This is a genomic window from Halomicrobium sp. HArcel3 (assembly GCF_058933135.1).
Window position 1 is genome coordinate 1 of sequence record NZ_JBZYDN010000009.1, and the last position, 22561, is coordinate 22561.

Genomic DNA, 22561 nt, shown 5'->3' on the forward strand with positions numbered 1-22561 from the left:
ACCGTTCTCAGTTGATGTACCGGAAGGTTCCGACAGCATGGAGGCCAATCATAAGATTTTGGATAATCGGTTCTATGATTACCTTCGTATTACCAAGGAAGTTCTACGACGCTCTTCAAAAGTTGATGTTGTTCATGTATCCTCTAATGCTTGGTATATGTTCCCACTTATTTGGGCCTCGATCGGGAAGCCTATTGTGATTGGTCCAAATCTCACCTGGAAGACACATGGACCGATAGAAACGCTTAGCTCGGAAACAGTTTCGATCTTGAATGAGTATGATCCTGGCCGTGTTGAGAGGATGGAACTGTATGGAGAAGAAGTTGAGAAACTCAGATTTCTACTTGCCCATTACACTACCGTCGACCATACCCGTTTCGTATGTTTTAGTGACTATGTGAAACGAAATGCCCTGATTCAACGAGGCTTGCCTGAGAACATTATAGATGTTTTACCTTCGGGCGTGCCAAGAGACGTGTTCTACGCCGACGGACCTGAGGCCCCTAGATTAGGGTATGAGAAGGAGATCTTGTTTGTCGGTGGGAAGTCAACGAGTCAGTTTAAAGGACTTGGGGTTCTACTTGATAGCTTAGATATTGTAAATAATGACATTCATCTTCGCGTGATTGGTGCCAACGAGGTTGAAACCTCTCTGGAGACGAAATATCAGGCTGTCGCAGACAGAGTTCACTTTGAGGGCTGGATGCCACGCCGAAAATTAGCGAAATACTACCGGAGTGCAGATGCGTTTATACTTCCGAGTTATGCAGAAGCCGAGGCGACAACGAAGATCGAAGCTCTCGCATGTGGCACTCCCTGTATCGCTACTGATGATGGGGTTTTCCGTGAGAATGTCATTGGTGACAGTACAATTTTCTTCAAACGCGGTAATCCGGCGTCTCTGTCAAATTCTCTTCAAGATTTTTATGACAATGAGGCCTACTATAAAAGGGAGGCACACGCCAATGCTGAGAACTATGACATCGCAAAAACATTCAAACAGCTAAAACGGACATATCAAGCGGTCTGTGACTGAATTTCGTAGAGATCCGCGTAGACTTCGTCGTTCTCGATCAGCTTCGAATGCGTTCCTTGTTCGATAATCTCTCCATCATCTAGCGTATAAATCACATCCGCGTTCTCGACAGTGGAGAGTCGGTGGGCGATAACGACTAACGTTTTCTCTCCGCTGAGCGTTTCAATTCCCTGGTGGATGTTCTCTTCAAGATGGGAATCGAGGTCACTCGTCGCCTCGTCGAGGGCGATTATCTCCGAATCAGTCAACAGCGCTCGTGCGATAGCGATCCGCTGACGTTGCCCTCCGGAAAGTCGAACACCGTCGTCACCGAGTCTAGAGTCGTATCCACGCGGGAGGTCGTCGACGAATTCCGTTACGTGCGCGATTCGACAGGCCTCCCTGATCTCTTCGTCGCTCGCCGATGGGCGGCCAAGTGCCACGTTGTATTTTAGCGATTCATCGAAGATGAACGGGTCCTGTCTGACTATTGATATTTTTCGGCGCCACGCCGCGAGTTCAATTTCGTGTATCGGCATCCCATTAACATTGATCGAGCCGCTATCGGGGTTATACAGTCGAGTGAGAAGCGAAACAATCGTAGACTTACCAGCCCCTGACATACCGACGAAGGCAGCGAACTCCCCGCTATCGATCTGGAACGAGATGTCGGATAGAACCGTTTCATCTTCTTCGTAGCTGAACGAAACACTGTCAAAACTGAGGGTGTCTATTGATTTCGGTGGCTCCTCGGAGCCGCTATCGTCTTCGCGAGCTTCTTCGAGTTCATCGACGAAATTCTGAGTACGAACCAGATGTGGAAGGTTACCCTCTGCTTTGTAAATGAGATTATTAAGGGTGCTCACTCGCGGAGCCAGCCGAAACATGGCAAACAGGAAGACGCTGAGGGACGCAAGCGAGAGCGCTGCAACCTCAACTGCCACGTAGATGAGCCCGAAGACGACGACAGCAGTAAGTAGTTGATAGATGTTTTGAATCGCAGCTTCGTTTCGTCGCAGTAAAATAGTTGACTTGGCAAACCGGTCAACCGCTTCATTGAACTCGTCATAAACCCGTGCGGTGACTCCGAATAGTTTGACGTCCCGGATGCCTTGCGTTCCCGCCTGGACTGAGGTCTGAATTGATTCGTTGGCCTCTGCAACCTTGTCACCGACATCGTATCCGGATGTTAGAATTGACCGAATACTGTACGTGAGCGCACCAAGGATGATGCCAGTCGCGATGGTCAACACCGGTGCCAGATAAAGCGATAGAGCTAGGTACATCAAACACAGCATCGATTCCTGAACGATTCGGATGAGCCAGGAAATGACCTCGCCTGCTTGCTTGGATTGCGTGACGATAGCGTTGAGTATCTTGTCAGACCCGCGCTGGTCGAAATAGGAAATGCGGGCATCGAGAGTCTTTGAGAAGGTTTCTCGCTGAAGTGTTCTCACATAGTTTGTTTGAATAGAAAAACGAAGCCACGTAACGATAAACGACGAAATATATCGAAGTGAGATGACTGCTGAGACTCCTGCAATGATGTAGCCCAGAGTAAACGGTACGCCGATGAAGTTGTAGGCGGCCGTGAATATCTGAATGAGGCGTCCGCCATTGTCGCCACCGGCTTCAGTAGCACCCGCTTCTTGAATTATCGGGAGGAGAAAACTCAGCCCAATTCCCTCGAGGACAGCTGCTACGATGCTTAGAACGATAACGCCAACTACGAACGATGGGTTGTAGTGCGCGACTTCGAGAATGGCCTTCAGTCGTTTTCTAAATGAGTCCCTCATAATGAGAATCGAAAGCTAAACCTATACAACGATTTGTTCATAGCTTGGCTTAGTATATTCGATTCTCACAATAGTCGGCTCGATAACCCGATGCTGTTTTATCACTGGGGAGACGGCTCATCCTTTCGTGTTCTATCCGATATCAGTCCACTCATAGACCGTCCTGACGAACTGAAGTGGACCCGTTCCCACAGAGTTTATTAACTCGTTTCTACCTCAATACACCAATGGGAACCGGCTTGCGGTACCGGATTTTCGCCGTCGGCGGCGCACTGGTGCTTACTGCCATCGCCGTTGTCGTCGCCAACCACCCCCTGATCCAGATACTCGTCACCTCGATGCCGGTCCTCGACAATCTCCAGCCAATAACCAAGACGAACGGCGATCTCATCGACGAGATATTAACCACCTCTATCATCGTCCTCGCGGCCCTCTGGCCGCTTTTCAAGCCACAACCCCGCCGCATCCTCGACGCCGTCGCGCTGACGCACAAGCGGACGTTCCTGGCTGCGACGGCGCTCGCGACCATCGGATACTTCGACTGGTCGACGCGCCTCCCGCGCACTACACTCATCGCAACTGTCGCCATGCTTGGCGTCGTCTTCCCCATCTGGTTCGTCACCATCCGACGCCGCCCACTCTCTCCGACGCGCGCCGTCATCGTCGGTGACGACCGTTCGACCATCGAACGACTCTACGACGCCGCCGAGATGCCCATCCTCGGATACGTCTCTCCTGCGAGCGTCACACCAGACGATGGCCCGGCCATCACCGCCCGCGTCACAGACGGTGGCGTCACGACGGACACTGTCCCGGCCCATTCCAGACTCGGGGGCCTCTCGAAACTGGACGACGTCCTCGTCGAACACGACGTCGACACGGTCCTCCTGGCCTTCGACACGCCCGACCGCGAGGAGTTCTTCGGGACGCTCGCCACCTGCCATCAGCACGGCGTCCGGGCGTTCGTCCACCGCGACCACGCAGACCGCGTACTCGTTGCCGAATCGACCGGTGACGAACTCGTCAACACCGACCTCGAACCGTGGGACTGGCAGGACTATGCCGTCAAGCGACTCTTCGACGCCGTCTTCGCCGCGACGGGCATCGTCCTCCTCTCTCCAGTGATGGTCCTCATAGCCGTTGCCATCAAACTCGATACACCGGGACCGATCCTCTACAGCCAGCGCCGGACCGCGGAGTTCGGCGAGACGTTCACCGTCTACAAGTTCCGGACGATGACCGACGGGAAGGCGGACGTCCGGCCCTCCGAGGACGGCGAGAACCACCGCATCACCAGGATCGGGCGCGTCCTCCGGAAGACCCACCTCGACGAGATTCCACAGCTCTTCGCCATCCTCCGGGGCGACATGAGCGTCGTCGGCCCGCGCGCGGTCTGGACCGACGAGGAACACCACCTGGAACAGTCGGTGAGCAACTGGCGCAAGCGCTGGTTCGTCAAACCGGGCCTCACCGGCCTCGCCCAGATCAACGGCGTCTCCAGTACGGACCCCGACCGAAAGCTCCGCTACGACATCGAGTACATCCGCCAGCAGTCGTTCTGGTTCGACCTGAAGATCGTCACCCGACAGATCTACGGCGTCGTCGTCGACGCCGCGTCCATCATCTTCGGCTGGCCGGACGAGGACGAGGCGTAATCTACGGTGGGTAACTCTAAACCGGAGCTATCGTTTGCCTTTCCGCCGAGTAACAGCAAGGCGACGTGAGGAACTCCTGGTGGACTGAAAGGGCGAGGTGCGGTCGACGAAGTCCGACGAAGGTGAGCCGAGTGGAACAAGGCGAACGCCGGGAGAGCTTGCTCTCCCGGAATAAGCACCGAACAAAGTGAGGCGCGCAACGAGTCGCACGAGCCGAGCGCGCCGAGGGCTTTCTCCGTGTTTGCGGTAGGTACGTCGCTTCCTGCGAGTTCGCTCTATCGTATTCCATCCGATGATCGCCGGTACTGACTACACTTCGGCCTTATCGGACGAGGGCTCGTCGTCGACGAGCGGGACGGCGATGTCGACCTCGATGCGGTCGTACGGGACGATAGGTTGAGTCGACTGTCCCGGCCCGCTGTCCGCTAATTCGATGACGTCGAGGAGCGCTAACTGTTTGAGGTCGCCGTGGACGTCAGAGACGTCACGGTCGACGATTCGGGCGGTCTCGCGCATGCTTTCCGGTTCGTGCTCGGCGATGGCACGGACCAACGAGAGCCGCATCGGTGACAGGTGTTCGACGAGGTCGTCGTAGGAACCGAAGCTCAGGACGCGCCGATCTCCCCATTGCTCGACGTCGTCCTCGTCGCCGGCCGACGCGTCGTCGATCTGCCGGAGCGTTTCCTCTCGCAGGGAGTCGCGGTCTTCGATCGTGATGTGGAGCGTGGTCATGGTGCGTAGGTAGCAGGTTGTGGATTCGAGGCCGTTGTCAGTATCGACGGGGCGGGTCGCCACCGGCGGCGTTCCAGTACGCGTCCGCTTCACCCCAGAATTGCACGATGAGTGGTTCGATCCCGGGGAATTCGATCGTACTCTGGTCTGCCCCGACGTGCCGTTCGTGTCCTTTCGTGGATTCGTGGGCGTTGTCGTAGCGGAGGAGACCCAGGCCGTCAGTCGTTCCCAGGTGGAATTTGTAGTCCCACCCAGACGGATATTTGTCGAGCTGATCTGTCTCGCGAACGGTCACCGACTCGATCAACCCGTCTTCGACGTGGGTGTAGTTGGCCCGAGTCGAGTAGCCTGTGATCCCTACCCGTTGGTTTCTCTCCCAACAGGAAAACTGTTGGGATATTATCCAACGGTCGCGGTTCCTGACCGGTAATCAGATACAACGCTCCGTTCACTACGTCACATCGAGTTGCGGGTCAATGCCGATGGGAGCCCCTCTTCGCAATTGCACCACGAATACTACCGGCATCCACACTCCCAACTTACCTCCGACCCTCGAACACAACGACTTTCACAGGCTACTCCAACCAAACGCATAATGGAGATACTCGACGAGAAGGGGCGCCTGTTCGGCGTCGTGAACGTCGTCGACGCCCTGGTCGTGCTGCTGGTCCTCGCCGTCGTGGCTGCGGGCGTCGCGCTGGTCGTCGGGGGACAGGACTCACCCGACGCTGGCGGGACGAACGACACGGATTCAGAATCCACGCGATACGCGACGCTCTCCTACACCGTTCCCTACGAGAGCTCTGCCGCGACGCTCCGGAATAACGACACAGTACGATTCGTCGACGGCGGCGAGCACTACAACGTCAGCGACGTCTACCGGAGCTTCACGCCCGGTGGGTCGGTCCACGTCGTCACCACGGTCGCATACGACGAGGAGTTCACTGTGAACGGAAACCAGCTGTACGGCGGCCAGTCCACGCAACTGACCACCGGATCCTATCGCGTTACCGCCAACACCGTCGCCGTCAACCAGTCGACGGCGTCGATACCCACCCAGCAAGTTCCCGTCGTCCTATCGGCGAACGTCACCTCGTCGGTCGCCCAGGCCGTCGAGGAGGGTCAGGAGGCGACCATCGCTGGCGAGACCGTCGCCACCGTCGAGTCAGTCCGACGCGGTGAGACCAACGGCGACCGCCAGCAGGTGTGGCTCGGCGTCGAACTGCGTGCCTGGGACCGAACGACTGGCCCCGTCTTCGACGGCCAGTCGCTCCGCGTCGACAACCCGGTCACCGTCGTCACGGACACGGTCGTCGTCCGCGGCCGGCTCCACGAAGTCGGCACGACGGAGCTTCCCGAACCAGCCGACAGCTAACGCGTCACGTCCACTGCAGAAGCTCAGCTATCATGATCGGCCACTACTACGAGCATTCGATACTTCACTCGGTCGTCCAGCGATGGGGAACCAGTAGTACTCACCTCGACGAGGCCTATCGCAGGTCCTTACTCGGCCGAAGCCTCACTCGACTCGCCGCGATCACTCGCCAGTCGTACCTCTTCCGCTGGCTCACCGCCGAGCCAGACCCGGACGTCGTCGTCATCGACCTCCGGGAGACGTGGACCGTCGGCCCGGTCATCGCCGTCCTCGACTGGCTCGCGCCCCACGCCGCTCGCGCGTGGGACGGGTCGGGCGTCCGAACGAACGCGGAGCGAACGACCACCGCGTTCCGGGCCGCGCCGGTCCAGCTGTCGAGCGCACTCCTCTTGGGCGTCCTTGCCGTCCAGTTCGTCCTCTCCTGGAACAGCGCCAGCGACACCGCGCTCGCGGCCCTCTGTTTTCTCACCGCGATCGCTCTCCTCGGCCTGCGCGTCGACTGGACGTTGGAGGAACTCAGAGAGAGCTACGTCGGCCGAATCGCGGTGGCGTTGTTCGTCCCGCCAGATCCTCCTGAGGATGACGAACGAACGTAACGTTCTCACGTGACATGACTGACGATCTGGACGCCGAACGCGAACGCCTCCGCGAAGCGGTGCGTACCGCAGACAGTCCGGAGGAACGACGAACAGCGATTCGTCGTCTCGCTGCACTCGACCGCGAACGGAACCGGGAGACGTACGACGCGCTCGCAGACGAGTAGCCTTCTGCTGCTGAAATCGGCGCGGCACGAAACCCGGTGACTTTATTCTCGCGAGCGGACAGCACACGTACATGACAGACGCGGGCGGCCCGGCCGAGCTCCTGGACGAGCGTCCCGACCTGGCCGACCCCCTCGAAGCAGTTCTCGCCGTCGACGACCACGAGGACACCTGGTCGTTCGACGACGTCCCCGTCGACTCTGGGCCGTTCGGGGAACTCGTCTCGCGCGGCGTGGTCGAGCGCGCCGGCGACGACTACCGGGTCGCCGACCCCGCCGCCGCCCGCGCGGCCCTGAACGGTGACGCGGGCGCGGTCACCACCGACGCCGAGGACGCGTCGGGCCGCACCGTCCCCTCGTTCGAACTCCCGACCACCACCATCGACCGGATCTCGGCCGCCATCGTCGCCGCGGCCATCGTGTTCGTCGGGCTCGTCCGCGCCCACCCCATCCAGTCCGTCTACCGCGACGGGAACGTCGTCCTCTCCGGCAACGACCCGTACTACTACCGCTACTGGGTCGAGCAGGCGCTGGCCTCCGGCGAGAACATTCTCGACCTGAGCGCGCTGGCGACGCTTCCCAACGCGGTCCAGAAGGGCGAACCGCTCACTGTGGCGACGCTGTGGTGGGTGTCAGAACTCCTGGGCGGTACCCCCGACGTCGCCGGCCACGTCCTCGCGTGGTATCCCGTCGTCTCGGCCGTCGTCACGGCCGCGATGGTCTACCTCGTCGCGGTGTGGGTGACCGACGACAGGCGCGTCGGCGTCGCTGCCGTCCTCGTCTTCGCGCTGATTCCGGGCCACGCACTGCGGACGAGCCTGGGCTTCGCCGACCACCACGCCTTCGACTTTCCCTGGCTCGCTGCGACCGCGCTCTGCCTCGTCGCGCTCGCGCGGACGGGAGGGTCAGCTCTTCGAGCGCCGCGCACGTGGGCCGTGAGCACCGCACTGGGCATCGCTATCGCTGCCCAGACCCTGGCCTGGGAAGCGGGCCCGCTCCTCGTACTCGCAGTGGGCCTCGTCGTCGTCGCGAAGGCGCTCGCCGACATCCACGCGGGCCGCTCGCCGCTCCGTCAGGGCGTTCCGATCGTCGTCGGGATACTCACCGGGGCCGCGCTCGCTGCGCTCGTCCACGTCGTCGTGGGCTGGCACACGCAGCAAGTGGCGTTCGCCCCCGCGTTACTGTTCGTCGGGGCCGTCGGCGCGCTCCTGGCCGCCGAGGCCATCCATCGAACCACCGACGACGTCCGGCACCTGGCCGCCGTCGACGCGGTCGGCGCCGTCGTCGGCTTCCTCCTCTTCCGGGCCGCGCTCCCCGAGTACTGGACGCGCCTCCAGAGCGAACTGGACCGACTCTTCAGGAGCGACAGCATCGCCGAGACGGCCGGGCTGCTCTCCCCGGACTCGTTCGGCTTTCTCTACCTGTTCGGCTTCGCGCTCGCGCTCGCGCTCCCGTTCATGGCCATGGGTGCCTGGCGCGCGGTCGACGACGACCGCTGGCTCGTCGCGAGCGTCTACGGCTGGTACTTCTTCCTGCTCGCGACGTTCCAGGTCCGCTTCGTCGGCGAACTGGCGGCCTTCGCCGCCGTCTTCGCGGGCTACGGCTTCGTCTGGGTCGCCGCCTGGATCGACGCCGCGGGCCCGATCGGCGACCGCGTCGAACGTCTGCGCCTACCAAATCGCACCCAGCTCGGGACGCTGGTCCTGCTCTTCGTCCTCGTCGCCAGTCTCGGCATCGTCCAGGTCCCGGTCAAGACGAGCCAGGTGACCATCACCGACGATACGTATCACACCTCGCAGTTCCTCGCCGAGCACTCGGCCGACCTCGGCCAGGCGTACCCCGACAACTACGTCCTCAGCGAGTGGGGGCAGAACCGCCACTACAACTACTTCGTCAGCGGCGAGTCCCGGAGCTACGGCTACGCGCAGTCGAACTACGACCGATTCATCCGGAGTTCGAACCCCGACGAGTCCTACGACCGGCTGGAGGGCCGCGTCGGCTACGTCGTCCTCGAGACGGGCCGGCCGACCAGCGGCGAGGGAACGACGTACCAGCAGTTGACCGAAACGTACGGCAGTCGGTCCGACGGGACGCCCGGCCTCGCACACTACCGCGCGCTCTACGTCGCCCCGGGCGAGTCGCGCGTCGCCTACGCCGTCGTGCCCGGCGCGACGGTGACGGGCAACGCCCCGGCCAACGCGACAGTCTCGCTCGCGACGGACGTCTCTCTCCCGAACGCCGAGTTCACCTACGAGCGCCAGACGACGGTCAACGCCGACGGGACCTACAGCGTCCCGGTGGCCCACCCTGGGACGTATCGAGTGGTGGCCGACGGCGAGACGCGCGAGGTGACAGTGAACGAGTCGGCAGTGCGGAACGGAACGACGGTGTCCGGTTCGCGGGCCGAGTGAACGGCGCCCCTCGCTCGTCGCGTTCGACTGGTCACCACGTCCGGAAATCCGCCTGACGCGAGCGTTATCACCGATGAAAAATCGGCAGTCAGCTTTAGGCCGCCCGCTACCGGACCCGACGTATGAAAGACTGGTCGAACGAGTTCGGGCACGGAGCGATGAACGCCCGGCTCGACGTCGACGCCCTCGTCGACGAGTGCGGGCTTGACGAACGGGAGATCGCGTGGCGCAAGGAGTTCGTCGGATTCGACGAGACGGACGAACGACACCTCTCGAATCTGGAGTCGATGTTCCGTGACCACACCGAGGAGATCGCCGACGAGTTCTACGAGAACCTCACCGGTCACGACCAGACGACGGCGATCTTCGGCCGGTCCGAGAAAGGCCTCGAACAGCTCAAACGGACCCAGTCGGCCTACCTCGTGACGCTCGCCAGCGGCGAGTACGGCATGGACTACTTCAGGGACCGGGCCCGCATCGGGAAGATCCACGACATGCTGGAGATGCCGATGAAACACTACGTCGGCCAGTACGGCGTCTACTACGACCTCGTCTTCCCGCTATTGTTCGACCGTGTCGAGGATCGGCTGGTCGAGCGGCTGACGGGGGAGGACGGCGCCGCCGCGGGCGAGGACGGACCGCTCGCGAGTGACGGCGGTGCCGTCGCCGCGCAGGCCGACGCGGGGCCGTCGGTCCGGTCGACCGTCCGCGACGAACTGGACCGGGGGCTCGAAGAGATGCTCGCCGTGTTGCGTATCATCAACCTGGACATGCAGGTGGTCGCGGACACGTACATCCACTCGTACAGTCAGGAACTGGAGGCGTCGATCGAACAGCGGGAGGCACTGATGCGCGAGGTAGAGCGGGACCTGGCCCAGCCGATCGAGGGCCTGCACGAGTCGGCCACTGACGTGGCTGACAGCGCCGACGAGATCACCGCACTCGCGGATTCACAGGCCGAGTCGATGGCCGACGTCGGGAGCGAGGTCGGGAACATGAGCGCGACAGTCGAGGAGATCGCCGCCACTGCGGACGAAGTCGCAGCAACCAGCGAACGCGCCGAGGAACTGGCCTCGGACGGCCGTGCGGCTGCGACGGAAGCCATCGAAGTGATGGAACGGGTGACGGGGTCCTCACAGGACGTCGTCGCGGACGTCGACAGGCTCCACGAACGCATCGACGAGATCGACGAAATCGTCGAGGTGATCAACGACATCGCCGATCAGACGAACATGCTCGCGCTCAACGCGTCCATCGAGGCCGCCAGGGCGGGTGAGGCGGGCGATGGCTTCGCCGTCGTCGCCGACGAGGTCAAGAGCCTCGCCGAAGAGTCACAGGAGCACGCCGGCGAAATCGAGGGGATGGTCGACGACATCAAGGCCGAGACGACCAGCGCCGTCGAGAGTCTCGAGGAGACGACCGACGAGGTCGACCGCGGAATGGCACAGGTCGAATCCGCCATGGAGACGCTCCAGGACATCGCCGACGCCGTCGCCGAGGCGTCCCAGGGCATTCGCGAGGTCTCAGACGCGACCGACGACCAGGCCGCGTCGACGGAGGAAGTCGCGAGCATGGCCGACGAACTCGTCGCACAGGCCGACCGCGTCGCCGACGAGATCGAGTCTGTCGCCGCGGCCAACGAGGAACAGACCGTGAAAGTGAGTGAGATCCGCGAGACCGTCGACCGACTGACCGAGTGACCCGTCGGCGCCTACTCCACGGTGACGCTCTTCGCCAGGTTCCGCGGCTTGTCGATGGGGCGCCCGAGGAAGTTCGCGGTGTGGTAGCTCGCAAGTTGCAACTGGACGTTGGCGAGCGACGCAGCGGCCCGACGAGGCGCGGTTGTGCTGCTCTTAACGACTGTATTTTACAGCGGTATCGAGGCGAAAGCCCACCCCTAAAGGGGTGGGATGAAGCCGACAACTGGGAATCTATCCACATCCGTAGGCATGACTGGGGTTAGACAATTAAGTAACATCTATAGGTGTGGGAATTCTATATATTGACGATGCCTCGTGGGTTCGACAGGGAACGTACCTCGGTTCACAAACTCCAGTACCACTTCATCTGGTGTCCGAAGTACCGCAAGTCGGTACTGACTGGCGAGGTACGCGACCGTCTCGAAGCACTCATCGAGGAGAAAACCGACGAACTCGACCTCGAAATCTTGGAGTTGGCGATTCGCTCTGACCACGTCCACCTGTTTATCACGGGCGACCCGACGCTCGCTCCGAACAAGATAATGCAACAGGTCAAGGGCTATTCTTCTCGGCACCTCCGCGACGAGTTTGATTTCGGCCTGCCGACGCTGTGGACGCGCTCGTACTTCGTCTCGAGTGCGGGCGATGTATCCAGCGAGATCATCGAGGAGTACATCGACGCCCAAGCAGGGGAATAGCCATGCAACGGAATGTCTCGACCACGGTGCGGGTCAAACTCCACTCGCTCACCACCAGGAAGGCTGACCTGCTCGCTCGGGAGTACGAGGCGTTCCAGACCGCGGTTCACGGCGGAGACGCCGACCTCTACTCTGCGACCGACCAGCAGGCGTCGAAGGTTCAGCGACAGAAAGACCCGAACTCCGACACCGAACAACCCGTCGTGCTTCGCAACGACGTGTTCGACGTATCCCACGACGAGGACACCGTCCTGTCGTCGTGGTGGGTCAGCGTCCCCGTCTACGACCCCGAACGGGGACGGGGCAACTCCATCTGGTGTCCCGCACACGTCCCTCGGAAGGACGAACAACTCGTCCGTGACGGTAATATTCGGGACAGCGAACTGGTGTACCGGAACGGTGACTGGTACGTTCACCTCGTCGTCAAGCGGTCTGTGACCGTCAAAGACGAGTACGACGACGTGCTGGCCATCGACATGGGCGCACGGTGGGTAGCTACCTGCGCGTTCCTCTCCGACCGCAAAACTACATTCTACGGCGAGGAAGTCCGTCGTATCCGCGAACACTACAAGCAGTTGCGAAAGTCCATCGGGAAGGCCAAACCCCGACAGGGACAGCAGGTCGTGGAGCGTATCGGTGATGCAGAAGCGCGGAAGGTGGACGACCGCCTCCACAAGATTGCTCGACAGATCGTGGACGACGCCGACGAACGGAACGCAGTCATCGTCGTGGGCGACCTCGGTGGCATCCGCAAGGACAACGACAAGGGACGGTACGTCAACGACAAGACCCACAAGATGCCGTTCGCCCGCCTGCTCAACTACATCGAGTACAAAGCCCACGGCGCAGGTATCGACGTGCAGTTGGTAGGAGAATACGACACGTCGAAGACGTGCAATCGATGTGCCTGCGAAGGTGTCCGAGAGACGCAGGGACGGTTCGAGTGTCCCGAGTGTGGGTTGGACGACAACGCGGACAAGAACGGTGCGCTGAATATCGGCAAACGAGCCCTGGGCAAGTTCTCAAAACCGCTGTCCGAGGCGGGGGCTGTACTGGCACAGCCCGAAACGCAGGTCATCGTCCATCGTGACGACGAACCTGCGAACCTCTCCGTTTCCGTGGGTTCAACCCCCAGTGGGGGAACCCCACGGCTTTAGCCGTGGGAGGATGTCAGGTGGCGCACTGTCTGCAAATGTCCGTACCGACTCGGCTGCTAGGAGGCCCGAGAGTGGTTTCGGCAGGTCATCACAGGCCATCCTCATCGACGAGCCGTTCGTTCAGGAACGCCCGTCCCTCGATGACGACAGTCGACTCCTCGACGCCCATCGTTGCGAGCACGTCGGCGATCGCCCGCTCGGCAAGTCTGTCGCTGACCAGGACTGCCACGTGTGACGACTGGTCGGTCGCGTACTGGTACGCCAGACCAGCGAGGACGGCGTCGGTCGTCTCGACTTCGTCTTCCGTGACGTCGTCCGCGGAGAGACTGAAGATCCGTTCACGCGTTCTGTCGATCGCGTCGGAGACCTCGGGATCGGTAAAATCGACCTCGGCCCGATCGAGCCAGCCCGCATCTTGCGCCGACCGAAGCCGGTCACGCTGATATCGGTAGGTCTCCGGACTCTCACCGAGTTCTTCGGCGACGTGGTCGGGGATCCGGACAGCGATGTCTCGCCGAGTGACGTAGCTCTCGAACGCCTGGTACTTGTCGTTCGACGGGCCACCCATTGCGAATACGACGCTGGTGTCGACGATCGCGATGCTCCCGCGCGGAAGCTCCGGCCCCTGCATTTCTCAGGGCTCCACGTACGGGTCGTACGCGGTCGCGTCTTCGAGGACGTCCTGGAGAGCCGTGATGACGGTCGTTCCCTCGACGGGGTGGACGTCGAGCTTGTTGGCGGCCGTCCGCTGTGTCATTTCGCCGGCCCTTACGCGGAGCGTATAGTGCAGCGCTGCCGCCAGTTTCGGAATTCCCTGCCGCTCGACGAACACCCGAATATCCTCGTCGTCGTACTGTCGGCCGATGGCGTCGACGAGCACGGGCGTCGCGACCACTTCGCCGTGATCGGTGTCGACGGTGAGGTGAATCGGTTCGACGGAGATCCGTGTGGGCGTCTCGTCTTCTTGACGCGTCAGGATGCCCATCTCTTCGAGCTCGCCGACGTACTTGTACGTCGTCGAGTGGGGAACGTCGAGGTCCTCCTTGACCCTCTCGATAGCGACCGGGCCGTTTCGGAGGACGTAGACGTATAGTCTGGCCAACTGGGGTGTGGTCAGCAGTTCGGCGTAGGTGAGGACGTCACTGAGTGTCTCCTCGGGGTTGGCGGAGTCAGTGAGCCGATAATCCGTCGACATCACGATCCATATTATATGTATTGTGTATTAATCCTTCCGCTGCCCTGGATTAGTCGTCGAGACACCAGTGGGTTGTGGCAATCTCCAGTGGCTCTCTATCGCGTAGCTAGGGTGTTTCGAGCCTGTCTGATGAAATGTCAGTAGTCACAGCAAGGGCGGGTGTCGAATGGGTGCGCTCACTGGAAAGGGGACGACAGCAGCGTTCTTATTCCACTGTCACACTCTTCGCCAGGTTCCGCGGCTTGTCGATGGAGCGCCCGAGGAAGTTCGCGGTGTGATAGGCCGCCAGCTGGAGCTGGACGTTCGCCAGCACCGCGGCGGCGCGCGGATGAGTCTCCGGGATGGTCAGGACGTGGTCGGCGTAGCGTTCGATGTCCGACTGGCCGTCGGTGACGGCGACGACGGGGGCGTCGCGGGCCTCGACCTCCTTGACGTTGCCCACGGTCTTGGTCGCCTGCTCGCCGTCGCCGACCGTCGTGGCGAAGACGGGCGTGTCCTCGGTGACCAGCGCGAGGGTGCCGTGTTTCAGTTCGCCCGCGGCGAAGCCTTCGGCGTGTTTGTACGTTATCTCCTTCATCTTCAGCGCGCCCTCGAGGGCGACGGGGTGCATGTGGCCCCGGCCGATGAAGAAGTACGAGTCCGCGTCCTGGTAGTGCTCGGCGACTTCCTTCGCGTCGGAGTCGTCGATGAGCTCCTGGACCTGGCCGGGGAGGTCGCGCAGCGCGGCGATGATCTCCCGGGCCTCGTCGGAGCGCGTCGTCGCCAGCGCGAGCAGGTTGAGCGCGCCGAGCTGGCTGGAAAACGTCTTCGAGGCGGCGACGCCGATCTCCGGGCCGGCGCGGATGTACAGCGCGTGGTCGCACTCGCGGGCCGCCGTCGAGCCGACGACGTTTGTAACAGCCAGCGTGCGCGCGCCGCGGTGGCGCGCCTCTCGGAGCGCGGAGAGGGTGTCAGCGGTCTCCCCGCTCTGGGTGACGCCGACGACGAGCGCGTCGCCGATGGGCGGCGGGCTGGTGGCGTATTCGCTGGCGAGGAACGCCTGGGCGGGGATGCCCGCGGACTGGAACAGCTGGGCGGCGTAGAAGGCCGCGTGGTAGCTCGTGCCGCAGGCGACGAACTGGACGCCCGTTGGCGAGAGGTCGCCCAGGTCGCCGATGTCGACGGAGGCGGAGAGCTCGTCGACGCGCCCGCGCAGGCACTGCCGGAGCGCACGTGGTTGCTCGTGAATCTCCTTGAGCATGTAGTGGTCGTAGCCGCTCTTGCCGGTCTCCTCGGGGTCCCAGGAGACGGTGTCGACCGCCTTCTCGACGACGGTGCCGTCGACGTCCGACACTTCCCAGCCGTCGGGGCCGATGCGGGCGTACTCGCCGTCGTCCAGGTAGACGACCTGGTCGGTGAAATCGCGGAACGCGGGGACGTCGCTGGCGAAGAAGGTCGCGTCCTCTCCCAGGCCGAGCACGAGGGGGGAGTCGTTACGTGCGACGAACACCGACTCGGTGCCGGCGACGGTGAGCGCGACGGCGTAGCTCCCCTCGAGTTGCCCGACGGCCTGTCGGAACGCCGCTTCGGGGTCCAGCCCGTCGTTCAGCGCGTCCTCGACGAGGTGGGGGACGACCTCGGTGTCGGTGTCGGAGTGGAACGTGTGGCCCGCGGCGACGAGTTCGTCGCGCAGGGACTGGTAGTTCTCAATGATACCGTTGTGGACGACGGCGACGTTTCCGGTGCAGTCCTGGTGCGGGTGAGCGTTCTCGTCGGTCGGCGGGCCGTGTGTCGACCAGCGGGTGTGGCCCATGCCGACGGTCCCCTCGACAGTCATGCCGCTGAGGTGCTCGCGCAGGTCCTCGATCTCGCCGGCGCACTTGCGCACGTCGAGGCTCTCGTCGGCCAGCGCGACGCCCGCCGAGTCGTAGCCCCGGTACTCCAGTTTCGAGAGGCCGTGGACGAGCGTGTCGAGCGTGTCCTCACCGCGGCCGGCACAGCCGATTATCCCGCACATTATCGCACCACCTCCACGCCCTCGCCGACGTGGCCGTAGGCGTGCACGCCGGAGTGGAGCGTCGCCTTCGGGCCGACGAGCGTGCCCGGGGAGAGCGAGACGTTGCCACGGGCCCGCACGCGGTCGGCCAGTACCGCACCGAGTCGCTGGTCCTCGTAGACGTCGGTGCCGACCTGGACGTCGGCCGGGCCGCCCGGGATGGTGGTGTTCGCGCCGAGCGTGGTGTCCTGGCCGACGACGGCGTCGATGATGGTCGAGCCCGCGTCGACGCGCGCGTCCACGTCGAGCACCGAGTTCTGGACCGTCGCGTTCGCACCGACGGTCACGTTGTCGCCCAGCGCGGTGTTCGATCCGACGACGGCGTTGGGGCCGACCTCGCAGTCGGGGCCGACGACGACGGGGCCCTGGAGGGTGGCGTCCTCGTGGACCGTCGCGGAGTCGTCGACCCAGACGCCGTCGGCGCGTTCGTCTTCGACGACGCGTCCGCGGGCGAGCACCTCGCGGGCGACGGCGAGCAGGTCCCACGGGTAGGTCGCGTCGACCCACATCCCGTCGGTCATGATCGCCCGGACGCGCCCGCGCTCGATGAGCCGCGCGATGGTGTCGGTCAGGGCGAGTTCCCCGTCGGAGCGGGGCGTCTCGTCGATGGCGCCGAAGATGCTCTCCGGGAAGGCGTAGATCCCCCCGTTTATCAGTCGGTACTGGTTGGAGTCGGGCTTCTCGACGATGGAGACGAGGTCGCCGTCGCGGAGGTCGACGGCGCCGTAGCGCTGTGCGTCGGCGCGCTCGATCACCGCGAGCGCGGGCGTGTCCTGGTCCTCCTCGAAGTGGTCGACGACGGAGGCGACCGTCGCCCCGTCGATGAGGCGGTCGCCGTTGACGACGAGGACGGGGCCGTCGACGACGGAGCGGGCCTGGAGGAGGGCGTGGCCGCTGCCGAGCTGTTTTGCCTGGGTGACGTAGGAGATCGGGACGTCGCGGTACGTGGGACCGAAGTAGTCCTTGACGCGGTCGCGCTTGTAGCCGACGACGGCGACGATTCGGCTGATGCCGGCGTCGATCAGCGCGTCGAAGACGTACTCGAGGATGGGGCGGTTCGCCGCTGGCAGCATCGGCTTGGGGCGGTTACGCGTCATCGGACGCAACCTGGTCCCCTCACCTGCCGCGAGGACGACGGCTGTTCGAACGCTCATACAGCAGTAGACTGCGGGAGGCACTTTCAACGTTGTGTCCCTACTACCGTTCGCGAGAACGCTAGACGGTGGCTAATCCGCCCGTTCGTCCAGTTTTCTGTGGAACGCGCTCGCTACTGATCGGCAATTCTCCGGAGAGGAACACCCGGTACGACATTGCTTCGCATCGGCCCGGCTGGTTCACGAGAATCCGACTGGCAAAACTGGATAGCGCCGCCAACGACAAACCATTAGGCCCGCAGTCTCGAAACTCCGGCCATGACAGACGTGGACCTGGAGTCGGAGCAGTACGAGAAACACCGCGAAGCCGGGCGAATTCTGGCCGACGTGCGCGACGAGGCCGCGGAGATGGTCGAAGTCGGCGTCTCGCACCTGGAAGTCGCCGAGTGGGCCGAGGATCAGATCCGCGAACTCGGCGGCGAGCCGGCGTTCCCGGTCAACATCAGCATCGACCACGAGGCCGCACACGCCACGCCGAGCAAGGACGACGAGGCGACCTTCGGCGAGGAGATGGTGAACCTCGACATCGGAGTCCACGTCGACGGCTGGCTGGCTGACACCGCCGTGACGGTGGACCTGTCGGGCAACGACGACCTCGCGCAGGCCCCCGCGGACGCGCTGGAGGCCGCCATCGACACCGTCGCGCCGGGCGTCAGCACCGGCGAGGTCGGCGCCGCCATCGAAGAGCAGATCGAGGGCCACGGCTTCAACCCCGTCGTCAACCTCACCGGCCACGGCCTGGGCCACTGGGAGCAACACACCAAGCCGAACATCCCGAACCGCGAGATTGCCCAGGGTGCGACCTTCGACGTCGGCGACGTCGTCGCCGTCGAACCGTTCGCCACCACCGGCGGCGGCAAGGTCAACGAAGGCACCGACGAGGAGATCTTCGCGCTCGAACGCGAGGGCACGGTGCGCAACCGCGCCGCCCGCCAGGTCCTCGAACAGATCACCGAGGAGTTCAGGACGCTCCCCTTCGCGGCCCGGTGGCTCGACTCGCCGCGCGCGAAGATGGCGCTCCGCCGGCTCAAGCAGAACGACATCGTCCACGGCTACCCCGTGCTCCAGGAGGCCGAGGGCGAACTCGTGAGCCAGAAGGAACACACCCTCATCGTCACCGAGGACGGCTGTGAGGTCACCACGCGGTCGCGGTAGGTTTCGGACTCCAGCTCTCTTTGCTTGCTCCCGCCGAGAATGAGGCGAGTGGTCGCTGTCTTGAGAGCAACCGCGGCTGCGAAGCGACCTCTCACAATCGTGCCGTGTGGTCAGTACAGGAGGTTTCACTCATCGTTTAATGGCGATACTGGTAACAGCAGTCCCGGCTACCGCGAGAAGCAATCCCACTCCAGAAAGGGCATCGATTGATTCACCCACTATGAGGAAGACGATCGCGAGCAACGTTATTTGTACCCCCGCAAACATTGCTTTCACGTTCGGTTCATCTCCAGTCATACCGAACGACGACATGTAGGACTGCTAAATTGTTGCCGATCAGTTCACACGGCTACTGAACAGACAGTCCGGCAGACCGAACCTGCAACCAGAACCGACTCCATCCGCGGTGCTAGATGTCGTCCGACGGCTCGTGTTCGTCGCGCATTCGTTCGACTTCGGTGGCGTACCGTTCCCGAGTCGCCTCGTCCTCGACGGCACCGAGGTTCGAGCGGGAGACGAGTACCGATGCGCTCGTCCCGCGCGAGTCGCTGAAACTCGTGAGCGCCCGTTCCTTCCGGTAGTCACGGCGGCCGTCGGGCGTGGCGTAGGTGAGAATGATCAGGTTCTGTTCGTCGTCGGAGTAGGTGCGCTCGACGAGCCAGACGCGTTCCTCGTCGCTCGCCGCCGGTTCGCCCTCGTCCACCGAGTTCGCGACCATGCTCGTGCTTCGGACGCCAGCCGTTTCCCCTTTCCCCAGTCCGGGTGTGATACTGTCCCAGACGCCGCTTTCACTTTCGCCCCGGTACCCACACGTTTTTAGTTCAGCAGATATTTTATACAATTAGGGGTCAGGGCTAAAGTCACACGCTCCGGGACCCCGTTCCCATCCTCTCGACGTCGACACCGGACAGCTGCCGGACTACCGGGAGACCGTCGTCGGACTACCGCTGGACGAGGTCGAAGAGCCGGTCGAACCAGCCGGCGCGACCAGTGATCGGTCTGTCGGAGTCGAACAGTCGGACAGTCAGGTAGATCATCCCTGCGGCGAAGACGAGTTCGTAGGCGAGTCCGGCCACGACCAGCTCTGTCCCGCCGAACAGCAACTGCTTGGGCGCGATGACGGGGTGCGTGAACGGGATGAGGAACAGCACAGCCTGCATCGGGAGCGACAGCGAGGTGAAGTCGGTGAACATCGTCATGAAGAACGGCACCATCGTCAGTCCGACGAGGGGAAGGAGTAGCATCTGGGCGCCCTGCTGACTGTCCGCGAAGATGCCGAGCGAGAGAGCGAGCGCCAGCGTCCCGACGAGCGCCAGGAACAGCGAGAGCCCGATCAGAACGTATTCCAGCCCGCCGAGCGTGAGCGCACTGGTCGCCCCACCCGCGAAGTCACCGCCGACCTGGAGGAAGCTCAGACCAACCATGTAGACCGCGGTGGCGAACAGGCCGATGGCCGAGCCGCCGACCAGTTTCGCGGCGACGATGGTCCGGCGCGGCACCGGCATCGTCAACAGCGTCTCCAGCGTGCGATTCTCCGTCTCGCTGGCCATCGAGTTCATCACCATCTGACCGGAGAAGAGGATGGTCACGGTGATCACCGCCGGGACGAAGAAGAACTGGCCGGCCAGCGTCGCCGACAGTTCGGCCGGAGATGTCTCGATCCGCTCGCCGCGGACGATAGTCGTGTACGAGTGGCCAATGGGGTCGAGTTCGGCCCGCGTCGCGCCCGTCTTCGCCACGGTGACGTTCGTCGCGGCGCGCTGGAGCACGCGCTCGACGTCGGCCGACGAGACGGCGCCGAACAGACTGACACTGTCGGTGACCGTGTACACGTGGACGGTCCCGCGCTCCCCGTTCTCGATCCGCTCCGAGAAGTTCGTCGGTATCACCACCACCGACTCGCCGTCGGCGGCCCGCGTCTCACGAATGGCGGCCTCCCGGTCTGTCCCCCGATAGCTGACGTTGGCCTCCGACCGGAGCGTCTCGGCGACAACGGTCCCGTACTCCCCGTCGTCGTGGTCGACGACGCCGACAATGGGGTCGCCCGCACCCGAATCAGCCACCGCGCCGATGCCCTGCCCCATGCCGACGAACAGCACCGGAATCAGCAGGATCGGGAGGATGTACTGGGGCCGGAGGAGTTCGCGGGCCTCCTTCCAGACGAGCCTGAGGAAGGGCCTCACGAGACCACCTCCGGACCGACGGTCCGGCGTAGCCGCGCTCGCTCTCGACGGTCGTTCACGCGACCACCTCCATGAACACGTCCTCGAGGTTGGCAACGTCGTAGCGCTCCAGCAGTTCCGCGGGCGACCCCTGGGCGACGATCTGTCCGTCGTCGAGCAGCCCCACCCGGTCACAGAGGTACTCGACTTCGAGCATGTCGTGGGAGGACAGCAGAACCGAGCGGTCCTCGTCGGGGTAGGACTTGATGATCTCCCGGACCTTGCGGGAGTTGCGCACGTCCAGTCCCGACGTCGGTTCGTCGAGGATGACCAGTTCGGGTTCGGTCATCAGCGCGCTGGCGAGCAACAGTTTCCGCGTCATTCCTTTGCTGTACTCGCCCGCGGTGTCGTCGATGCGCTCGCCCAGGTCGGCCATCTCGACGCCCTGAGCCACGTACTCGTCGGCGTCCCCGTAGAAGTCCGCGACGAACCGGAGGTTCTTCCGCCCCGAGATGGACTCGTAGGCGCCGGCCTCGTCGGGCAGGTACCGTATCGACTCCCGCACGTCGATCGCCGCCTGCTCGACGTCGTGTCCGCAGACGGTGACGTCGCCGTCGTCGACGTGCAACAGCGTCGCTAGCGTCCGAAGGGTCGTCGACTTGCCCGCGCCGTTCGGGCCGACGAGGCCGAATATCTCCCCGCGGCGGACCTCGAAAGAGACGCTGTCCAGCGCCTGTACGTCGCCGTAGCGCTTCGCCAGTTCGTCCACAGAAACCGATGGCGGCGACATCTCGTATCTTGCCGACACGTCCGAAGGAACGGGTTTGAACGTACCGGTACGCGGCCGAAAACTACTCCGCGAAACCCTGCAGGACGCCCTGGCCGTCGACCGCCCCGATGTCGGGGAGCGACGCCCGCTCGGGGTGGGGCATCATCACTGCCACGTTGCCACTCTCGCCGACGATGCCAGCGACGTTGTGTTTCGACCCGTTGGGATTCGACTCAGGCGTCACCTCGCCCTGGGCGTCGCAGTACTTGAACAGGATCCGGTCGTCGGCTTCGAGTTCGTCGAGGCGGTCGTCGTCGATCTCGTAGCGACCCTCGCCGTGGGCGATGGGAAACTCGACGACCTCGCCCTCCTCGTACGCGCTGGTCCATGGCGTGTCGGCGTTCTCCACGCGGAGATGGACGTGCTCGCACTGAAACCGCGCGCTCTCGTTGGTCGTGAACGCCCCCGGCGTCAGTCGTGACTCACAGCCCACCTGGGCGCCGTTGCAGACCCCCAGCACCGGGACACCATCGTTCGCTGCGTCGCGGACTTCGGCCATGATCGGCGACCGCGCTGCCATCGCTCCCGCGCGAAGGTAGTCCCCGTAGGAGAACCCACCAGGGAGCATGATCCCAGAGACGTCCTCGGGCAGGCCGTCCTCGTGCCAGACGATCTCGGCGTCGATACCCAGGTGCTCCAGCGCCTGCACGGAGTCGCGGTCGCAGTTCGACCCGCCGAATCGGATGACGGCGACTGTCACAGTGACCACCCCGTGTGGGAACAGAGAGTCGT

Annotated in this window: 22 protein-coding genes; 10 read left to right on the plus strand and 12 right to left on the minus strand. The window is 63.0% G+C overall.

Going from position 1 to position 22561, the window contains the following annotated elements:
• Positions 1-1036: glycosyltransferase family 4 protein (locus tag AC5FRV_RS17875; RefSeq protein WP_493562444.1), on the plus strand; the 1036-nt coding region annotated here is incomplete at its 5' end.
• Here AC5FRV_RS17875 and AC5FRV_RS17880 read toward each other — a convergent pair.
• The gene (locus tag AC5FRV_RS17880; RefSeq protein WP_493562445.1) at positions 1018-2811 is read right to left on the minus strand and encodes an ABC transporter ATP-binding protein; all 1794 of its coding nucleotides are present in this window, start codon (positions 2809-2811) and stop codon (positions 1018-1020) included. The genes AC5FRV_RS17875 and AC5FRV_RS17880 overlap by 19 nt on opposite strands.
• 227 nt (positions 2812-3038) lie before the next feature.
• Between AC5FRV_RS17880 and AC5FRV_RS17885 the strand changes: the two genes are divergently transcribed.
• On the plus strand, positions 3039-4466 hold the full coding sequence (locus tag AC5FRV_RS17885; RefSeq protein ID WP_493562446.1) for a sugar transferase: 1428 nt from the start codon (positions 3039-3041) through the stop codon (positions 4464-4466).
• A 309-nt stretch (positions 4467-4775) separates the two neighbouring features.
• Here the strand turns inward: AC5FRV_RS17885 and AC5FRV_RS17890 are convergent, their stop codons facing one another.
• Complete coding sequence (locus tag AC5FRV_RS17890) at positions 4776-5198, minus strand: HVO_A0114 family putative DNA-binding protein (protein WP_493562447.1); 423 nt, start codon at positions 5196-5198, stop codon at positions 4776-4778.
• 37 nt (positions 5199-5235) lie between these two features.
• Positions 5236-5553, minus strand: coding sequence for a toxin-antitoxin system TumE family protein (locus tag AC5FRV_RS17895; protein ID WP_493562598.1), 318 nt, complete (start codon positions 5551-5553; stop codon positions 5236-5238).
• Positions 5554-5793: 240 nt separating this feature from the next.
• Here AC5FRV_RS17895 and AC5FRV_RS17900 point away from each other — a divergent pair, with 240 nt between their 5' ends.
• From AC5FRV_RS17900 to AC5FRV_RS17930, 7 genes are all read left to right on the plus strand, one after another.
• Positions 5794-6573 (plus strand): DUF4330 family protein, encoded by a 780-nt coding sequence (locus AC5FRV_RS17900; protein WP_493562448.1) that lies wholly within the window; start codon positions 5794-5796, stop codon positions 6571-6573.
• A gap of 32 nt (positions 6574-6605) precedes the next feature.
• The gene (locus AC5FRV_RS17905) at positions 6606-7169 is read left to right on the plus strand and encodes a hypothetical protein (RefSeq protein ID WP_493562449.1); all 564 of its coding nucleotides are present in this window, start codon (positions 6606-6608) and stop codon (positions 7167-7169) included.
• A gap of 14 nt (positions 7170-7183) precedes the next feature.
• Positions 7184-7336 (plus strand): hypothetical protein, encoded by a 153-nt coding sequence (locus tag AC5FRV_RS17910; protein ID WP_493562450.1) that lies wholly within the window; start codon positions 7184-7186, stop codon positions 7334-7336.
• A 71-nt stretch (positions 7337-7407) separates the two neighbouring features.
• The gene (locus tag AC5FRV_RS17915) at positions 7408-9744 is read left to right on the plus strand and encodes an STT3 domain-containing protein (RefSeq protein ID WP_493562451.1); all 2337 of its coding nucleotides are present in this window, start codon (positions 7408-7410) and stop codon (positions 9742-9744) included.
• 122 nt (positions 9745-9866) lie between these two features.
• On the plus strand, positions 9867-11444 hold the full coding sequence (locus AC5FRV_RS17920) for a globin-coupled sensor protein (RefSeq protein WP_493562452.1): 1578 nt from the start codon (positions 9867-9869) through the stop codon (positions 11442-11444).
• Positions 11445-11752: 308 nt separating this feature from the next.
• The gene (tnpA, locus tag AC5FRV_RS17925) at positions 11753-12142 is read left to right on the plus strand and encodes an IS200/IS605 family transposase (protein ID WP_493562453.1); all 390 of its coding nucleotides are present in this window, start codon (positions 11753-11755) and stop codon (positions 12140-12142) included.
• Positions 12143-12144: 2 nt separating this feature from the next.
• The gene (locus tag AC5FRV_RS17930) at positions 12145-13299 is read left to right on the plus strand and encodes an RNA-guided endonuclease InsQ/TnpB family protein (protein ID WP_493562454.1); all 1155 of its coding nucleotides are present in this window, start codon (positions 12145-12147) and stop codon (positions 13297-13299) included.
• Between the two features lie 88 nt (positions 13300-13387).
• Here the strand turns inward: AC5FRV_RS17930 and AC5FRV_RS17935 are convergent, their stop codons facing one another.
• From AC5FRV_RS17935 to glmU, 4 genes are all read right to left on the minus strand, one after another.
• Positions 13388-13930 carry a PIN domain-containing protein gene (locus AC5FRV_RS17935; protein WP_493562455.1) on the minus strand — a complete coding sequence of 181 codons (543 nt, stop codon included), beginning with the start codon at positions 13928-13930 and terminating at the stop codon, positions 13388-13390.
• Between the two features lie 3 nt (positions 13931-13933).
• Positions 13934-14494 (minus strand): DUF7437 domain-containing protein, encoded by a 561-nt coding sequence (locus AC5FRV_RS17940; RefSeq protein ID WP_493562456.1) that lies wholly within the window; start codon positions 14492-14494, stop codon positions 13934-13936.
• Between the two features lie 205 nt (positions 14495-14699).
• Entirely contained in the window at positions 14700-16490 is a 1791-nt protein-coding gene (glmS, locus tag AC5FRV_RS17945) for a glutamine--fructose-6-phosphate transaminase (isomerizing) (RefSeq protein ID WP_493562457.1), read from the minus strand.
• Entirely contained in the window at positions 16490-17683 is a 1194-nt protein-coding gene (glmU, locus tag AC5FRV_RS17950; RefSeq protein WP_493562458.1) for a bifunctional sugar-1-phosphate nucleotidylyltransferase/acetyltransferase, read from the minus strand. The genes glmS and glmU overlap by 1 nt, the downstream gene beginning before the upstream one ends.
• Before the next feature lie 258 nt (positions 17684-17941).
• On the opposite strand from glmU, the gene map reads away from it, so the two are divergent.
• A complete protein-coding gene (gene map / locus AC5FRV_RS17955) occupies positions 17942-18838 on the plus strand; it encodes a type II methionyl aminopeptidase (protein WP_493562459.1) in 897 nt (298 codons plus the stop codon).
• A gap of 129 nt (positions 18839-18967) precedes the next feature.
• Here the strand turns inward: map and AC5FRV_RS17960 are convergent, their stop codons facing one another.
• The 5 genes from AC5FRV_RS17960 to purQ form a co-directional block, all read right to left on the minus strand.
• A complete protein-coding gene (locus tag AC5FRV_RS17960; protein ID WP_493562460.1) occupies positions 18968-19135 on the minus strand; it encodes a hypothetical protein in 168 nt (55 codons plus the stop codon).
• Between the two features lie 112 nt (positions 19136-19247).
• Entirely contained in the window at positions 19248-19556 is a 309-nt protein-coding gene (locus AC5FRV_RS17965; protein ID WP_493562461.1) for a DUF7967 family protein, read from the minus strand.
• A 223-nt stretch (positions 19557-19779) separates the two neighbouring features.
• Entirely contained in the window at positions 19780-21021 is a 1242-nt protein-coding gene (locus AC5FRV_RS17970) for an ABC transporter permease (protein ID WP_493562462.1), read from the minus strand.
• 55 nt (positions 21022-21076) lie between these two features.
• Positions 21077-21790 carry an ABC transporter ATP-binding protein gene (locus AC5FRV_RS17975; protein ID WP_493562463.1) on the minus strand — a complete coding sequence of 238 codons (714 nt, stop codon included), beginning with the start codon at positions 21788-21790 and terminating at the stop codon, positions 21077-21079.
• A 61-nt stretch (positions 21791-21851) separates the two neighbouring features.
• Positions 21852-22529 (minus strand): phosphoribosylformylglycinamidine synthase I, encoded by a 678-nt coding sequence (gene purQ, locus AC5FRV_RS17980; protein ID WP_493562464.1) that lies wholly within the window; start codon positions 22527-22529, stop codon positions 21852-21854.
• Positions 22530-22561 lie beyond the last annotated feature (32 nt).

What these genes read in the sequence shown, in the direction of transcription:
- AC5FRV_RS17920 (WP_493562452.1), top strand. Translation starts at nt 9,867, where the DNA reads ATGAAAGACTGGTCGAACGAGTTCGGGCACGGAGCGATGAACGCCCGG.
- AC5FRV_RS17940 (WP_493562456.1), bottom strand. Translation starts at nt 14,494, where the DNA reads ATGTCGACGGATTATCGGCTCACTGACTCCGCCAACCCCGAGGAGACA.
- AC5FRV_RS17965 (WP_493562461.1), bottom strand. Translation starts at nt 19,556, where the DNA reads ATGGTCGCGAACTCGGTGGACGAGGGCGAACCGGCGGCGAGCGACGAG.
- AC5FRV_RS17905 (WP_493562449.1), top strand. Translation starts at nt 6,606, where the DNA reads ATGATCGGCCACTACTACGAGCATTCGATACTTCACTCGGTCGTCCAG.
- glmU (WP_493562458.1), bottom strand. Translation starts at nt 17,683, where the DNA reads ATGAGCGTTCGAACAGCCGTCGTCCTCGCGGCAGGTGAGGGGACCAGG.
- glmS (WP_493562457.1), bottom strand. Translation starts at nt 16,490, where the DNA reads ATGTGCGGGATAATCGGCTGTGCCGGCCGCGGTGAGGACACGCTCGAC.
- map (WP_493562459.1), top strand. Translation starts at nt 17,942, where the DNA reads ATGACAGACGTGGACCTGGAGTCGGAGCAGTACGAGAAACACCGCGAA.
- AC5FRV_RS17885 (WP_493562446.1), top strand. Translation starts at nt 3,039, where the DNA reads ATGGGAACCGGCTTGCGGTACCGGATTTTCGCCGTCGGCGGCGCACTG.
- AC5FRV_RS17910 (WP_493562450.1), top strand. Translation starts at nt 7,184, where the DNA reads ATGACTGACGATCTGGACGCCGAACGCGAACGCCTCCGCGAAGCGGTG.
- AC5FRV_RS17930 (WP_493562454.1), top strand. Translation starts at nt 12,145, where the DNA reads ATGCAACGGAATGTCTCGACCACGGTGCGGGTCAAACTCCACTCGCTC.
- AC5FRV_RS17880 (WP_493562445.1), bottom strand. Translation starts at nt 2,811, where the DNA reads ATGAGGGACTCATTTAGAAAACGACTGAAGGCCATTCTCGAAGTCGCG.
- AC5FRV_RS17975 (WP_493562463.1), bottom strand. Translation starts at nt 21,790, where the DNA reads ATGTCGCCGCCATCGGTTTCTGTGGACGAACTGGCGAAGCGCTACGGC.
- AC5FRV_RS17900 (WP_493562448.1), top strand. Translation starts at nt 5,794, where the DNA reads ATGGAGATACTCGACGAGAAGGGGCGCCTGTTCGGCGTCGTGAACGTC.
- AC5FRV_RS17890 (WP_493562447.1), bottom strand. Translation starts at nt 5,198, where the DNA reads ATGACCACGCTCCACATCACGATCGAAGACCGCGACTCCCTGCGAGAG.
- tnpA (WP_493562453.1), top strand. Translation starts at nt 11,753, where the DNA reads ATGCCTCGTGGGTTCGACAGGGAACGTACCTCGGTTCACAAACTCCAG.
- AC5FRV_RS17960 (WP_493562460.1), bottom strand. Translation starts at nt 19,135, where the DNA reads ATGACTGGAGATGAACCGAACGTGAAAGCAATGTTTGCGGGGGTACAA.
- AC5FRV_RS17935 (WP_493562455.1), bottom strand. Translation starts at nt 13,930, where the DNA reads ATGCAGGGGCCGGAGCTTCCGCGCGGGAGCATCGCGATCGTCGACACC.
- AC5FRV_RS17915 (WP_493562451.1), top strand. Translation starts at nt 7,408, where the DNA reads ATGACAGACGCGGGCGGCCCGGCCGAGCTCCTGGACGAGCGTCCCGAC.